Genomic DNA, 13,776 nt, shown 5'->3' with positions numbered 1-13,776 from the left:
CCACGCTCGGCTTTTCCGGCACAGCCGAGCGTGGGCTCGGCGCTACAGAGGCAGGGTCACACTGAACCGGTTGTCCGCCCGCTTCGCCAGCTCACGCTGTACGCGCGCGATGCGCGTCTCCAGATCGCCTTCCAGCAGCACGTATTCGACGCCCCGCGCCTGCAGCTCGCGCACGTACCACGCATGCTGCTGCGCCCGGAATGCTTCGCCCACCCGTGTGCCGTCCTGATCGAACGGAATATCCGGCGCGCACACGAACAGCAGGTCATATGGCCGCAATGCAGCCTGCCGCAGTGCCTCCGGCGCCGTACCAGACATCCAGCCGCTGTAGCCCAGCGTCACCAGCGGCGTGGTATCGCAGAACAGCCAGCGATGCGCCCGCCGCGCGCCCTCGTCTTCATGCTGCGGCTGGGTCATTGCGATGCGAAGCAGATCATCCGGCATCAGGTCGCCGCCCTGCTGCTCCCAGAGCGTGCGGCCATACTCCGGCACCCAGGCGGTCTGCAGGCGCTCGGCCATCACCCGCGCCAGCGTGGTCTTGCCACTGGACTCGCCACCAATGAAGGCCACGCGCTGCACGTATCCGGCGTACACCTCCGGTGCGAGACCATGGCGGTGCGCATGCGGATCGGCGCGCAGCTGGGTGCCACACGCCTGCCCGACGTCCAATGCGCGTTCGAGCCGCTCATGGCGTACCGGCGCACCGAAGTGCGTGGCCAGCGCCTGCGCGAAGCCGTCACCGTAGTCCTCGCCGGTGAATACCGCCTGCACCGGGCCACCAAACAGGTGCTGGCACAGCCAGGCGGTGAACTCGCGCTGCACGTGCTCGCTGTCGCTGTCGTGCGGCAACACGCGTGGCGGCACGCCATGTTCGGCACACAGCGCTGCCAACCGCGCATCATCCAGCACCGCCACCGTTGCCCGGGGGAAGCGCGCACGCAACCAGCGTTCGCGGCGAGCAGCGCTGTAACCGGCAAAACCCGGCTGCGACCAGCCGATCACCAGCAACTGCCGGCAGCGCGTGGCGGCGAAGTCGATCAGGCGTTCGTGGCCGAGGTGCAGCGGGCAGAACTTGCCCACCACCAACCCCCGCGCGACGCGCTCAGGCGGCGGCATCGGCTGCCTTGGCCTCGGTCCGCATCAGATGGCGCCAATGGCGCAGGGCGACCAGCGCGTTTATCCAGAAACCGATGTAGAGGATCGAGGTCAGATGCAGGCCACGGCTGTAGTACAGCGGCACTGCCACGGTGTTCACCAGCAGCCACACCCACCACGATTCCAGCTTGCGCCGCATCATCAGGATCTGCGCGATCACGCTCAGCACCAGCACCGCCGAATCGATGTAAGGCGCATAGGCGTTGGTCAGTCGGGTCAGCATCCAGCCGTAGCCGAACGTGGCCACCATCGCCAGCGGCGCCAGCCAGGCCCACGCACGCGGCCGCAGCGCAGTGATCGGCAGCGGCGCGCCATGGTCGCCGCGCAGCCACTGCCACCAGCCCAGCACGCTGATGGCGATGAAGAAGAACTGCAGCACCATGTCCGCATACAGGTGCGAGCGCTCGAACACGGCCGCAAACAATGCGCAGCCGACGATGCCCAGCCACCAGGTGTGCACGTTGTTGCGACCAGCCAGCAGGATCGAGCCGGCGACGGCGATATTGGCGGCCAGCTCCAGCTGGAAGTTCGGGTCGGACAGGTTCATCGCACCATTGTCGCGTAGATCCACGTCCTGCGTCGTCGGACCCGTAGATCCATGCCATGCGTGGATACCCTCCGCAAAAAGAAAGCCCCGCTTGCGCGGGGCTCTCCTCGTACTGCTTCAGGCAATCGCCCGAATCAGAACTTGTACTGCATCGACGCCGCCAGCACGTCGCCGCTCACCTTGTACTTGCCGGTCACGGTGTTGGCAGTGGCCGAGGTCGAGGTGATGTTCGGATCCTTGGTGAACAGGTGGGTGTAACCCACGCTATATTCCATCTTGTCCGAAGCGGCGTAGGTCAGGCCCAGCGACAGCCACTTGCGGGTGGTGTCCGGCACGCGCACGTCACGGTGGGCGTCGGTGGTCGGGGTCTGGTCGTACGCCAGGCCGCCACGCAGGGTCAGCTTGTCGTTCACGCGGAAATCGGTACCGATCGACGCGAAGGTGGTGTCGCGGTAGTGGAACGGCAGCACGCTGTCCGGCTGGTTGGAGTCATAGTCGACGGTGACCTGGTCGAACTTGCTCCACGCCGTGCGCGTGACCTCGGCCATGATCTGCCACTGGTCGTTCACGCGGTGGGTGAAGCCCACGGTGGCGCTGGCCGGCAGGGTGATGGTGGCGCGGCCGTTGCTGTCGATGAAGGTACCCGGGGCGGCAGTGGCCAGGAAGGCGGCAGCGTTCTGCGGGATGGTGAAGTCGGCCTTGCCGTCGGTGATCTTGTGCTCGACCTTCGAGCGGTAGCTGAAGGCGATGTTGGTGCCTTCCACCGGGGTGACCGTCATGCCCAGGGTGTAGCCGACCGACACTTCGTCGCCCTTGATGCGCAGGTAGCCATCGGCGGTGCCCGGCGAGAAGCCGAGCTGGGCGGCCTGGCGTGCAGCGGCCTGCGACGCCGCCGCAGCCTGGGCTGCGGTGCCGCCTGCAGCCAGCACACGCGCCGCAGCGGTGCGCTGGGCCGTGGCGTTGATCGCGGTGCCGGTATCGACAGCGCTGGTCAGGTCGACGTTCAGGCGCTCGGCGAACACCGAAGCACCGAACGACAGGTACGGGTTGACGTCATAGGAGAACGCCACGCCCAGGTCGATGGCCTGCAGCTCGGTCTTGACGCCGTTGTAGCGGCCGACCCAGTCGCGGTCGTATTCGGTCTTGAAACCGAACGGCACGGTCAGCGAAGCACCGAAGTGCATGTTGTCGTTCTCGCCGAACGGCACGTGGAAGTACGCGGCCGGAACCGGGGCGATCATGCCGGCGTCGCCGCCGTTGCCACCGGAAATCGGCGCGCCGTTGCCGTACTGGCCCTGGCCGCGGAACTTGGCGCCGAAGCTGATGGCGCTGACGTCGCCCTGGACCAGGGTGCCGTCGAGCAGGCGCATGGAGGCCGGGTTGGTGGCGATGACCGAGGCGTCACCTTCGGTCGAGGTGGAGCCGGCGAACGCGCGGCCCAGGCCCTTGGCGCTGTTTTCCTTCAGCTGGAAGGCGGCAGCATTGGCATCGGCGGCGGCCAGCGCACCGGCAACGCCGACGGCCAGCAGGGTCAGTCGGGCAATGGTGGAAGCGGTTTGCATCGTAGTTCTCTCTCTCCGGTAAGCGGTGATGGTGCTCTGAGTGCGCCTGCGCCCGCCGGGTCCTGGGACCCATCGGAGCGCGCCGGATTCCCCTCCCGACATACGACGCCGTATGCGAGTATTACCCAGACCTGTTAATGAAACAATAACAGCGCAGGCGGTTTTTTCGTCTCAAAAGCTGAACAGGACCATCCCCACCGAAAGTGGCCGCACGCTAGGCTATTGGCATGTTCGTCTCGCTCCCGTCCCGCAAGAAGGCGGCCCTGCGCTGGGCCACGCCCGTGCTGTTCGCGTCATTGTGGCTGGCATTCCTGTGGTCGATCTCGCGTCCGGACGATGCCCGCGGCAGCCTCTGGCTGGACTGGGGCGCCCTGTCCACCGGTCTGACCCACCCGCTGGACTGGTGGGCGACCCTGCAGGACGGCAGCGTGCTGCGCCTGTTCACCGCCCTGTTCCTGCACGCCGACTGGTCACATCTGCTGGGCAACCTGGTGTTCCTGCTGATCTTCGGCCTGCCCGCCGAGCGGGTGCTGGGGCCGTGGCGGCTGCTGCTGCTGTTCCTGGTCGGCGGCGCAGTGTCGAACCTGGTCGCGATCTACACCATGGGCAGCCCGGACCAGATCATCATCGGCGCCAGCGGCGCGGTGTCGGCCCTGATCGGCGCCTATCTGGCCCTGTTCCCGGGCGCGCGGCTGGGCGTGGTGATCCCGCTCGGCCTGTTCCTGGAGTTCGTGCGCGCCCCGGCGTACCTGCTGATCGGCGTCTGGGCGGCGCTGCAAGTGGTGTTCGCCCACATCGGCCCAAGCTTCGGCATGGTGGCCTGGTGGGCGCACATCGGCGGCTTCGTGTTCGGCGTCGTGTACGGGGTCTATGTACGCGCCGCGATCGCGCGCCGCCTGCGCAAGCGGCACGGCTTCTGATCCAGGTAGAGCCGGCCGCTGGCCGGCTCCACGCTCACCCGCTCGTTCGTAGACCAGGAATCAAGGCTTGGCCGGCACAGGAGCGGGCTTGGCTTCCGGCGTGCTGTCTGCCTTCGGTTCGACCTTCGCCTCCGGCTTGGCTTCGGGCTTCACCGCAGCGGCCTTCGCGGCCTTGGCGGCATCCGCCTTCGCGGCCTCGGCCTTCAACCGTGCGGCCACCGAACCGGGGTTCTTCAGCTCGGCCAGCGCGTCGTTGATCGGGCCGTCGCCCGGCAGCACCGCACCGGCGTGGTAGCCCTCGGTGCCTTCGTCATCGCCGCGCAGATGGCCCGGCAGTGTCGCTTCGCTGTAATCGCTCAGACTGGCCGGCAGGGCATCCTCCGCCGGAGTGGCGGCGGGCTTCAACTCAACATCCGGCACGATGCCGGTGGCCTGGATCGACTTGCCGCTGGGCGTGTAGTAGCGCGCGGTGGTCAGCTTCACCGAATCGCCGTTGTCCAGCGGCAGCACGGTCTGCACCGAGCCCTTGCCGAAGGTGCGGCTGCCCACCACGCGGGCGCGCCTGTTGTCGCGCAGCGCGCCGGCCAGCACTTCCGAGGCGCTGGCCGAACCGGCATCGGCCAGTACCACCACCGGTGCGCCCTTCAGCAGGTCGCCCGGGGTCGCGTCGAACCGGGCATCGCTGATGCTGATGCGGCCACGGGTGCTGACGATGTTGCCCTTGTCGAGCAGATCGTCGGCGACCTGCACGGCGGCCGTCAGCAGGCCACCCGGGTTGCTGCGCAGATCCAGCACCAGGCCCTTGAGCTGGCCACCGGACTGCTTCTGCAGCTGCTGCACGTGCTTCTGGAAGTCCGAGCCGGTATCGGCCTGGAAGGTGCTCAGGCGGATATAGCCATAGCCCGGCTCGAGCAGGCGGCTGCGCACGCTGGTCACGCGGATGGTCTGGCGGGTCAGGCTGACATCGAACGGCTTCGGCTTGCCGTCACGCACGATGGTCAGCACCACCTTGCTGCCGGCCGGGCCGCGCAGCGGTTCACTCGCATCGATCGCGCTGATCGGCTTGCCGTCGATGGCGATGATCAAATCGCCGGCAAGGATGCCGGCCTTGGCTGCCGGCGTGTCGTCGATCGGCGCGATCACCTTCATGCTGGCGTTGTCCGGCTGCTGCTGCAGCTCCACGCCGATGCCCTCGTAGGCACCGTTGGCCTGCTCGTCGAAGGCCTGCGCGTCTTCCTTGTTGAAGTAGGTGCTGTGCGGATCAAGGTCGAGCAGCAGGCCACGCACGGCTGACTGCATCAGCTTCTTGTCATCGACCGGGTCGACATAGGCGGCGCGCACCGCGTTGTACACGGCCACGAAACGGCGGATTTCCTCCAGCGGCACCTTCGAGGTCACCGCCTCCTCGCTGTTCGCTGCCTGCCCGCTGGTTTCCTGGCTTGGGGCGGGCGCGGTCTGCTGTGCCCAGGACAGCGCTGGCAACAGGGCCAGCAAGAGGGTGGCGGTACGGGCTGCGCGCATGGATCACTCCTGTCGACGGTGGCATGGTGCCCAAGGCACATGCACCGATTATGCGCGAAGCACAGCTAAATTCCCGTTGAATCCGGCCCGCATCCGGCGGGCCAGGATTCAGCGCCGCTGCAGCCAGCTGTCCGGGTTGACCGGCTGCCCGCCACGGCGCAGCTCGAAGTACAGCGCGGTGACGCCCTGGCCGCCGGAATTGCCGACCTTGGCCACGGCATCGCCGCGGCTGACCCGCGCGCCAGCATCCTTCAGCAGGGTGTCGTTATGCGCGTAAAGGCTCATGTAGCCGTTGCCGTGGTCGACGATCAGGATCATGCCGTAGCCGGTCATCCAGTCGGAGAACACCACGGTGCCATCGGCCACGGCCGTGACCGTGCTGCCGGCTGGCGCGCCGATCAGCACACCGCTGCTGGTGCGCCCATCGGGCAGCTTGCCGCCATAGCGGGCCAGCAGGTTGCCGGACAACGGCCACCCCAGACCGCCGACCTTCGGCGCCGGTGCCGACGCCACCGCAGGTGGAACCTTGGTGGGCGGCGGTGGACGGCCCTGCGCGGCGGCCTGGCGTGCGGCGCGCTCGGCAGCGGCTTTCTCGGCGGCGGCCCGGCGTGCAGCGGCGCGCCGCTCGGCTTCGGCCCGCGCGGCAGCGGCACGCAGGTTGGCCAGCAGCGTTTCCAGTGCTTTGGCGTCCTGGCCCAATGCCTGTTCCTTCTCGCGCTGGTCCTTGAAGCGCTCTTCCAGCGAGGCAACGGTCTTTGCGCGATCGCGGCGGTCCGCTTCCAGGGCGGCTGCCTGCTGTTTCTGGTCCTGCTGCGTCCCCTGCAGCTTCTGCTTGCGCTCGGCGATCTGCGCCTGCAGCGCTTCCAGTTCCTTCAGGTCGGCGGTCAGCGTGGTGATCCGCTGCGCACGCTCGCGCTGCAGGTAGCGATGGTAGGCCAGGGCGCGGTTGGCATCGGCCACCGTGTCCTGCGACAGCAGCAGCTTCAGCGGTGCGTGGTTGCCCAGCTGATACGCCGCGCGCAACAGCCCGGCCAGTTCGCGGTGCTGCTGGGCCAGGTTGCCCTGCAGCGTGCTGCGGCGCTGCTCGGCTTCGGCGAGGGCGCGGCCCTGCTCGCGCAGCGCGGCTTCCGTCTGCGCAAGTGCACGACCGGTGCGGGCTACCTTCTCGTCGGCCTCGCGCAGCTGCCGCGACGCCTGCCCGCGCTGGCCCTCGATCTGCCGTCGCTCCTGCGCCACGCCCTTCAGTTCGGTACGCAGTTTCTGCAGCTTGCGCTCGGTCTCGCGGGTGGTCTGCGCACCGCTGGGCAGCGGCAGGGCCAGCGCAAACGCCAGCCCCAGCAGCAGGCAGCGACCGCCGCGGGCAGCGGCGATGTGATGTCGGCGTGATGGGAAGGCGTTGTCGCGCAAGGGCTTTCCAGTGACTTCAGGCAGTTGCGGGGGCTACCGGGGAATGGTGACATCTCCGCACGCGGCCTGCCAGCCGCACATCCATCGAGGTCGCCATGAAAACTCTTTCCATTCCGCTGCTGTTGGGCGTACTGCTGGCCACCGGGCCGGTCTGTGCGCAGGAGAACATCAGCAAGGTCAACGGCAGCATCAGCGCCGAACCCGGGCAACGCTACGGCAAGCTGGACACCGTCAACGGCGGCATCCGCGTCGGCGAGGGCGTCGAGACCGGCAGCATCGACACCGTCAACGGCGGGGTGAAGGTCGCCGACCGCGCGCGCACCGGCAAGATCGAAACGGTCAACGGTGGTGTGCGCCTGGGTCGTGAAGTGATCGCCAGTGGCGGCGTCAGCACCGTCAACGGCAGCATCTTCACCGATCGCGGCAGCCAGATCGAAGGCGGCGTCGAGACCGTCAACGGCGGCATCGGCCTGGTCGAGAGCCGCGTCGGCAAGGACGTGGAGACCGTCAATGGTGACATCACCGTCGGTATCGGTTCGCAGGTCAGCGGCGGTGTGCATGTGCGCAAGCCGAACTTCAGTGTCTCGCTGACCGCCAGCCGCAAGCCGCGCGTGATCATCGGCCCGAATGCGGTGGTCACCGGCCCCCTGCAGTTCGAACGCGAAGTGGTGCTGTACGTGCATCGCTCCGCTCGCATCGGCCCGGTGACCGGTGCCGAGCCAATCCCGTTCGACACCGATACCGCCCCGGCGGACTGAACCCGCCGGACCTGCCGGTTCGGTAATACTCACTGTTACCGGTCGCGCATCAGGTGCGGCCGCCCTTTGTTCTCCAGGAATCGACGATGCCCCGCAAACTCCTCCTGTGCCTGGCCGCCGCGGCCGCGCTCAGTGCCTGCAAAGGCGAAAACACGCCCGCCGCCGCGCCGGCCACCGACACCGCTGCGGCGAAGCCGGCCGCCCATTCGTTCTCCCCGGAGATCAATGCCGGCGACTTCGCCGAGATGGTCAAGACGCTGGCCTCGGATGAGTTCGAAGGCCGCGCGCCGGGCAGCAAGGGCGAAGAGCTGACGGTCAACTACATCCGCGACCAGATGCAGCGCATCGGCCTGCAGCCCGGCAACGGCGACAGCTGGTTCCAGGATGTGCCGATGACCGAGACCACGGCCGACGAATCGACCGTGCTGAAGATCACCCAGGGCGGCAAGACCACCGAGCTGAAGTTCGGCACCGACATGGTGGTGGGTACCCGCACCGGCCAGGCCGAGGTAAAGGTCGATGCCAGCGACCTGGTGTTCGTCGGCTATGGCGTCGATGCGCCGGAGCAGAAGTGGAACGATTACGCCGGCCAGGACTGGAAAGGCAAGACGGTCGTCATGTTCGTCAACGACCCGGGCTTCCACGTCGAGGACGAGAAGCTGTTCGACGGCAAGCGCATGACCTACTACGGCCGCTGGACCTACAAGTTCGAGGAAGCCGCGCGCAAGGGCGCCGCTGCTGCACTGATCGTGCACGACACCGCCGGCGCCTCCTACGGCTGGGACGTGGTGAAGAACTCCTGGGCGGGCCCGCAGTACGACCTGCCGGCCAAGGATGACCCGGAAGCGCGCATTCCGGTGCAGGGCTGGCTGAGCGCCGACGCGGCCAAGGCACTGTTCGCCGGTGCCGGCCTGGACCTGGCGCAGGCCTACAAGGACGCCAGCAAGCGCGGTTTCAAGCCGGTGCCGCTGAAGGCCACCGCTGCGGTCGACCTGAAGAGCCAGATCGCACAGAAGCAGTCGCGCAACGTGGTGGGTGTGCTGCCGGGTAGCAAGCGCGCTGACGAGGCGGTGCTGTACATGGCGCACTGGGATCACCTGGGCAAGCATGAGGGCGAGACCGGCGACAACATCTACAACGGCGCCGTCGATAATGCGACCGGCGTCGCCGGTATTCTCGAAGTGGCCGAAGCCATGGCCCACCAGGACCCGAAGCCGGAGCGTTCGGTGGTGTTCCTGGCCGTGACCCTGGAAGAATCCGGCCTGCTGGGTTCGAAGTACTACGTCGCCCACCCGACCTTCCCGCTGGACAAGATCGCCGGCGTGATCAACATCGATGCCATGTCGGTGGCTGGCCGTGCCAAGGACGTGACCGTCACCGGGTTCGGCAGCTCGGAGCTGGAGGACATCCTCAAGCCGTTGGCCGCCGCCCAGGACCGTACGCTGCACGGTGAGACCTCGGTGCAAAGCGGCTTCTACTTCCGCTCGGATCACTTCAACTTCGCCAAGGCCGGTGTGCCAGCCCTGTACGCCGATGGCGGCGAGGACCTGCGCGAGGGTGGCGTGGAAGCGGGCCGCAAGGCCGCGGCGGACTACGGCGCCAACCGCTACCATGGCCCGAAGGACGAGTTCGACGCCGCCACCTGGAAGCTGGATGGCACCGTCGAAGACCTGCAGCTGATGTACGGCGTGGGCAAGGAACTGGCCGGTGGTGATCGTTGGCCGAACTGGTATGCAGGCAACCCGTTCAAGGCGGCCCGCGACGCGATGATGAAGGACAAGGCTTCGGCCAAGTAAAGTCGGGCCATGCTCGACTGAGCACTCTTGAGAGCAGAGCGGCGCCCCACGGGGCGCCGCTTTTCTTTTGCGTACCGTCGGCGGCAGATCCACGGCTGGTGTGGATCTGCCGGTAGTGCCGGCCGCTGGCCGGCAATCGATTCGTAGCGGCCAACCTTGGTTGGCGCCATGCTTCCTCGTGGACGGCATCCACGCAGGGCGTGGATCTAGCGGGCGATGTAACGCCATCGGGTTGCCGGCCAGCGGCCGGCACTACCCACGTTTCCTGCGCCCAAAGAAAAACCCCGCTGCGTCAGCAGCGGGGTTTTGGGTGTAAACCCTGGCGATGACCTACTCTCGCATGGCTTGAGCCACACTACCATCGGCGCAGCTGCGTTTCACTTCCGAGTTCGGGATGGGATCGGGTGGTTCCACAGCGCTAATTTCACCAGGGAGACGGTTGCAGCAGCGCTTGCAGCGCCAGCTTCGCGATCTTGCCCATGGGCGGAAGGTATCCAGAAAAGCAATGCCTTCACTTAATAAGAAAAACCCCGCTGCGTCAGCAGCGGGGTTTTGGGTGTAAACCCTGGCGATGACCTACTCTCGCATGGCTTGAGCCACACTACCATCGGCGCAGCTGCGTTTCACTTCCGAGTTCGGGATGGGATCGGGTGGTTCCACAGCGCTAATTTCACCAGGGAGGCTTTTGGAGCGTCGCACTCGTCCCTGTGGGACAAGGCGCCAGCCTCGCATAGTTCTTGTGACGTAGCGTGCACTTGGATGCTCTTACGACGTTGTCGTAAAGCCAAGGCAACTTGAGGTTATATGGTCAAGCCGCACGGATCATTAGTATCAGTTAGCTCAATACATTGCTGTACTTACACACCTGACCTATCAACCACGTAGTCTACATGGTTCCTTCAGGGGGCTTGTGCCCCGGGAGATCTCATCTTGAGGCGCGCTTCCCGCTTAGATGCTTTCAGCGGTTATCGCTTCCGAACATAGCTACCCGGCAATGCCACTGGCGTGACAACCGGAACACCAGAGGTTCGTCCACTCCGGTCCTCTCGTACTAGGAGCAGCCCCTCTCAAATCTCCAACGCCCATGGCAGATAGGGACCGAACTGTCTCACGACGTTCTGAACCCAGCTCGCGTACCACTTTAAATGGCGAACAGCCATACCCTTGGGACCGACTACAGCCCCAGGATGTGATGAGCCGACATCGAGGTGCCAAACACCGCCGTCGATATGAACTCTTGGGCGGTATCAGCCTGTTATCCCCGGAGTACCTTTTATCCGTTGAGCGATGGCCCTTCCATACAGAACCACCGGATCACTAAGTCCTAGTTTCCTACCTGCTTGATCCGTCGATCTTGCAGTCAAGCACGCTTATGCCTTTGCACACAGTGCGCGATGTCCGACCGCGCTGAGCGTACCTTCGAGCTCCTCCGTTACTCTTTAGGAGGAGACCGCCCCAGTCAAACTACCCACCATACACGGTCCCCGACCCAGATAATGGGCCCAGGTTAGAACGTCAAGCACGACAGGGTGGTATTTCAAGGATGGCTCCACCACAGCTAGCGCCATGGTTTCATAGCCTCCCACCTATCCTACACAGACGAACTCAACGTTCAGTGTAAAGCTATAGTAAAGGTTCACGGGGTCTTTCCGTCTTGCCACGGGAACGCTGCATCTTCACAGCGATTTCAATTTCACTGAGTCTCGGGTGGAGACAGCGCCGCTGTCGTTACGCCATTCGTGCAGGTCGGAACTTACCCGACAAGGAATTTCGCTACCTTAGGACCGTTATAGTTACGGCCGCCGTTTACTGGGGCTTCGATCAAGAGCTTCGCCTTGCGGCTGACCCCATCAATTAACCTTCCAGCACCGGGCAGGCGTCACACCCTATACGTCCACTTTCGTGTTTGCAGAGTGCTGTGTTTTTGATAAACAGTCGCAGCGGCCTGGTTACTGCGACCCTCTTCAGCTATAGCTCGCACGAGCCACCAAAAAGGGTGCACCTTCTCCCGAAGTTACGGTGCCATGTTGCCTAGTTCCTTCACCCGAGTTCTCTCAAGCGCCTGAGAATTCTCATCCTACCCACCTGTGTCGGTTTACGGTACGGTCTGCGTAAGCTGAAGCTTAGGAGCTTTTCCTGGAAGCGTGGTATCAGTGACTTTGCCATAAAGGCTCGTCTCGGTGCTCGGTCTTAGAGGATCCCGGATTTGCCAAAGATCCAAACCTACCGCCTTTCCCCAGGACAACCAACGCCTGGTACACCTAACCTTCTCCGTCCCTCCATCGCACTTACGCGAGGTGCAGGAATATTAACCTGCTTCCCATCGACTACGACTTTCGTCCTCGCCTTAGGGGCCGACTCACCCTGCGCCGATTAACGTTGCGCAAGGAAACCTTGGGCTTTCGGCGTGCGGGTTTTTCACCCGCATTATCGTTACTCATGTCAGCATTCGCACTTCCGATACCTCCAGCAGACTTCTCAATCCACCTTCAACGGCTTACGGAACGCTCCTCTACCGCGCATACGAAGTATGCACCCCAAGCTTCGGTTCTGTGCTTAGCCCCGTTAAATCTTCCCCGCAGACCGACTCGACCAGTGAGCTATTACGCTTTCTTTAAAGGGTGGCTGCTTCTAAGCCAACCTCCTGGCTGTCTGTGCCTTTCCACATGGTTTTCCACTTAGCACAAAATTTGGGACCTTAGCTGTGGGTCTGGGTTGTTTCCCTTTTCACGACGGACGTTAGCACCCGCCGTGTGTCTCCCATACAGTCCGTCTCGGTATTCGGAGTTTGCAATGGTTTGGTAAGTCGCGATGACCCCCTAGCCATAACAGTGCTCTACCCCCGAGAGGATACATATGAGGCGCTACCTAAATAGCTTTCGAGGAGAACCAGCTATCTCCGGGTTCGATTAGCTTTTCACTCCTAATCACACCTCATCCCCTACCTTTGCAACGGGAGTGGGTTCGGGCCTCCAGTGCGTGTTACCGCACCTTCACCCTGGGCATGACTAGATCACCCGGTTTCGGGTCTACTGCCCGCGACTATGCGCCCTTATCAGACTCGGTTTCCCTTCGCCTCCCCTATACGGTTAAGCTTGCCACGAACAGTAAGTCGCTGACCCATTATACAAAAGGTACGCAGTCACTCCTTGCGGAGCTCCTACTGCTTGTACGCACACGGTTTCAGGTTCTATTTCACTCCCCTCTCCGGGGTTCTTTTCGCCTTTCCCTCACGGTACTGGTTCACTATCGGTCGGTCAGTAGTATTTAGCCTTGGAGGATGGTCCCCCCATGTTCAGACAGGGTTTCACGTGCCCCGCCCTACTCGTCTTCACTGAAATGGCCCTTTCAGATACAGGGCTATCACCTTCTATGGCCGCTCTTTCCAGAGCGTTTTCCTAGAACCAAATCAGCTTAAGGGCTAGTCCGCGTTCGCTCGTCGCTACTTACGGAATCTCGGTTGATTTCTTTTCCTCTGGTTACTTAGATATTTCAGTTCACCAGGTTCGCTTCCAGCAGCTATGTATTCACTGCAGGATACCCGCAAGCGGGTGGGTTTCCCCATTCGGACATTACCGGATCAAAGCTTGTTGCCAGCTCCCCGATACTTTTCGCAGGCTGCCACGTCCTTCATCGCCTCTGACCGCCAAGGCATCCACCGTGTGCGCTTATTCGCTTGACCATATAACCGCAAGTTGCCTTGGGTTACATATGACCCGGGGGTACAAAGCCCGGATACGAATATAACGACTCAATCAATAAAGAGACTTGCGTCTCTCGCCTTAGCCTCACGACACGTCTGATAGAACATCTCAAACGCTCGCTACGTCACAAGTTTTAAAAGAACACGTACCAGCCACAGTGCTGATGCGTATAAAGATCGAATGTATGCGTCATTCAGAGAATGGTGGGTCTGGGAGGACTCGAACCACCGACCTCACCCTTATCAGGGGTGCGCTCTAACCACCTGAGCTACAGACCCGGAGCTTGTTTCTTAATCTCCCTGGTGGAGCCTGTCGGGATCGAACCGACGACCCCCTGCTTGCAAAGCAGGTGCTCTCCCAGCTGAGCTAAGGCCCCAGAAAGGGACATCTCACACCGGCCTGGCCG

8 protein-coding genes, 2 tRNA genes and 3 rRNA genes are annotated in these 13,776 nt (G+C 63.8%); 3 read left to right on the top strand and 10 right to left on the bottom strand.

Annotated features, from left to right (window positions below):
- Positions 1-42: 42 nt before the first annotated feature.
- The 3 genes from ACSDHM_RS00095 to ACSDHM_RS00085 all read right to left on the bottom strand — a co-directional run bounded on the left by ACSDHM_RS00095 (position 43) and on the right by ACSDHM_RS00085 (position 3,264).
- Positions 43-1,116 (bottom strand): AAA family ATPase, encoded by a 1,074-nt coding sequence (locus ACSDHM_RS00095; RefSeq protein WP_072169015.1) that lies wholly within the window; start codon positions 1,114-1,116, stop codon positions 43-45.
- Positions 1,103-1,702, bottom strand: coding sequence for a nicotinamide riboside transporter PnuC (pnuC, locus tag ACSDHM_RS00090; RefSeq protein ID WP_072169014.1), 600 nt, complete (start codon positions 1,700-1,702; stop codon positions 1,103-1,105). The genes ACSDHM_RS00095 and pnuC overlap by 14 nt, the downstream gene beginning before the upstream one ends.
- A 134-nt stretch (positions 1,703-1,836) precedes the next feature.
- A complete protein-coding gene (locus ACSDHM_RS00085; protein WP_005414995.1) occupies positions 1,837-3,264 on the bottom strand; it encodes an outer membrane protein transport protein in 1,428 nt (475 codons plus the stop codon).
- A gap of 227 nt (positions 3,265-3,491) precedes the next feature.
- On the opposite strand from ACSDHM_RS00085, the gene ACSDHM_RS00080 reads away from it, so the two are divergent.
- On the top strand, positions 3,492-4,184 hold the full coding sequence (locus tag ACSDHM_RS00080) for a rhomboid family intramembrane serine protease (RefSeq protein ID WP_053498727.1): 693 nt from the start codon (positions 3,492-3,494) through the stop codon (positions 4,182-4,184).
- A gap of 60 nt (positions 4,185-4,244) precedes the next feature.
- Here the strand turns inward: ACSDHM_RS00080 and ACSDHM_RS00075 are convergent, their stop codons facing one another.
- Positions 4,245-5,705, bottom strand: coding sequence for a S41 family peptidase (locus ACSDHM_RS00075; protein ID WP_188241547.1), 1,461 nt, complete (start codon positions 5,703-5,705; stop codon positions 4,245-4,247).
- 108 nt (positions 5,706-5,813) lie between these two features.
- Entirely contained in the window at positions 5,814-7,112 is a 1,299-nt protein-coding gene (locus tag ACSDHM_RS00070) for a murein hydrolase activator EnvC family protein (protein ID WP_188241546.1), read from the bottom strand.
- A gap of 95 nt (positions 7,113-7,207) precedes the next feature.
- Between ACSDHM_RS00070 and ACSDHM_RS00065 the strand changes: the two genes are divergently transcribed.
- Together ACSDHM_RS00065 and ACSDHM_RS00060 are read left to right on the top strand one after the other, a co-directional pair.
- Positions 7,208-7,870 (top strand): hypothetical protein, encoded by a 663-nt coding sequence (locus tag ACSDHM_RS00065; RefSeq protein ID WP_072169012.1) that lies wholly within the window; start codon positions 7,208-7,210, stop codon positions 7,868-7,870.
- A gap of 86 nt (positions 7,871-7,956) precedes the next feature.
- Positions 7,957-9,666: a M28 family metallopeptidase gene (locus ACSDHM_RS00060; protein WP_072169011.1), complete on the top strand. Its 1,710-nt coding sequence runs from the start codon at positions 7,957-7,959 to the stop codon at positions 9,664-9,666.
- Positions 9,667-9,983: 317 nt separating this feature from the next.
- On the opposite strand, the gene rrf (ACSDHM_RS00055) is transcribed toward ACSDHM_RS00060, so the two are convergent.
- The 5 genes from rrf (ACSDHM_RS00055) to ACSDHM_RS00035 form a co-directional block, all read right to left on the bottom strand.
- Positions 9,984-10,098, bottom strand: a 5S ribosomal RNA gene (gene rrf / locus ACSDHM_RS00055).
- 131 nt (positions 10,099-10,229) lie between these two features.
- A 5S ribosomal RNA gene (rrf, locus tag ACSDHM_RS00050) occupies positions 10,230-10,344 on the bottom strand.
- Between the two features lie 126 nt (positions 10,345-10,470).
- Positions 10,471-13,348, bottom strand: a 23S ribosomal RNA gene (locus ACSDHM_RS00045).
- Positions 13,349-13,571: 223 nt separating this feature from the next.
- Positions 13,572-13,648: transfer RNA gene (locus tag ACSDHM_RS00040), tRNA-Ile, on the bottom strand.
- A 22-nt stretch (positions 13,649-13,670) separates the two neighbouring features.
- A tRNA-Ala gene (locus ACSDHM_RS00035) sits at positions 13,671-13,746 on the bottom strand.
- Positions 13,747-13,776 lie beyond the last annotated feature (30 nt).

It is taken from the genome of Stenotrophomonas sp. T8, from assembly GCF_051853085.1.
Classification (GTDB): domain Bacteria; phylum Pseudomonadota; class Gammaproteobacteria; order Xanthomonadales; family Xanthomonadaceae; genus Stenotrophomonas; species Stenotrophomonas sepilia.
The sequence above is the reverse complement of the archived record's forward strand: the minus strand, read 5'-3'. Positions and strand labels throughout refer to the sequence as shown.

Coding starts and splice junctions, on each gene's coding strand:
- ACSDHM_RS00095 (WP_072169015.1), bottom strand. CDS start 1,116: ATGCCGCCGCCTGAGCGCGTCGCGCGGGGGTTGGTGGTGGGCAAGTTC.
- pnuC (WP_072169014.1), bottom strand. CDS start 1,702: ATGAACCTGTCCGACCCGAACTTCCAGCTGGAGCTGGCCGCCAATATC.
- ACSDHM_RS00085 (WP_005414995.1), bottom strand. CDS start 3,264: ATGCAAACCGCTTCCACCATTGCCCGACTGACCCTGCTGGCCGTCGGC.
- ACSDHM_RS00080 (WP_053498727.1), top strand. CDS start 3,492: ATGTTCGTCTCGCTCCCGTCCCGCAAGAAGGCGGCCCTGCGCTGGGCC.
- ACSDHM_RS00075 (WP_188241547.1), bottom strand. CDS start 5,705: ATGCGCGCAGCCCGTACCGCCACCCTCTTGCTGGCCCTGTTGCCAGCG.
- ACSDHM_RS00065 (WP_072169012.1), top strand. CDS start 7,208: ATGAAAACTCTTTCCATTCCGCTGCTGTTGGGCGTACTGCTGGCCACC.
- ACSDHM_RS00060 (WP_072169011.1), top strand. CDS start 7,957: ATGCCCCGCAAACTCCTCCTGTGCCTGGCCGCCGCGGCCGCGCTCAGT.